Origin of the sequence: Ectothiorhodospira shaposhnikovii (assembly GCF_016584105.1) — a bacterium.
Lineage (GTDB): Bacteria > Pseudomonadota > Gammaproteobacteria > Ectothiorhodospirales > Ectothiorhodospiraceae > Ectothiorhodospira > Ectothiorhodospira shaposhnikovii.
The window spans coordinates 1-417 of record NZ_NRSM01000107.1 but is presented as its reverse complement, the minus strand read 5'-3'; the positions used below and the strand labels follow the sequence as shown (position 1 = coordinate 417).

General features: G+C 62.8%; 1 protein-coding gene. It reads left to right on the top strand.

Annotated features, from left to right (window positions below; translation table 11 throughout):
* Positions 1–139: 139 nt before the first annotated feature.
* Positions 140–417 (top strand): transposase zinc-binding domain-containing protein (locus CKO35_RS17605; protein WP_200177403.1); only part of this gene is annotated, 278 nt, incomplete at its 3' end.

Here is a 417-nt window from a genome sequence, read left to right as displayed (position 1 = left end):
CTGGCGGTGCATGAACTGCAACGTCTGCTGGGCCATGGCCATTTGCAAACCACCCTGCGCTACATCCACTGGACACCCAGTGATGAACGGGGCACCTCGGGGCATGTGGACCTGCTGGCGCTGTTGCCGGAGGTGCATCATGCCTGAGCCGACGACGGTCCAGCATATTCTCAATCGATTCCTGTGTGCCGATGGCCTGGACAGCGGCCGGAGGAAGGTCTGCGGGCATCTGCAGGCCTGCCGAACCGAGCGTCTGGGCGGGCTGCGGCTTCGCTGTGACCAATGCGACAGAGAGCAGCAGTGGTATCACAGCTGCCGGGATCGGCATTGTCCGCAATGCCAGAACCGCGCGACACAGGCCTGGTGCGAGCAGCAACGCAGCCAGCTGCTGCCGGTGACGTATTATCACCTGGTGTT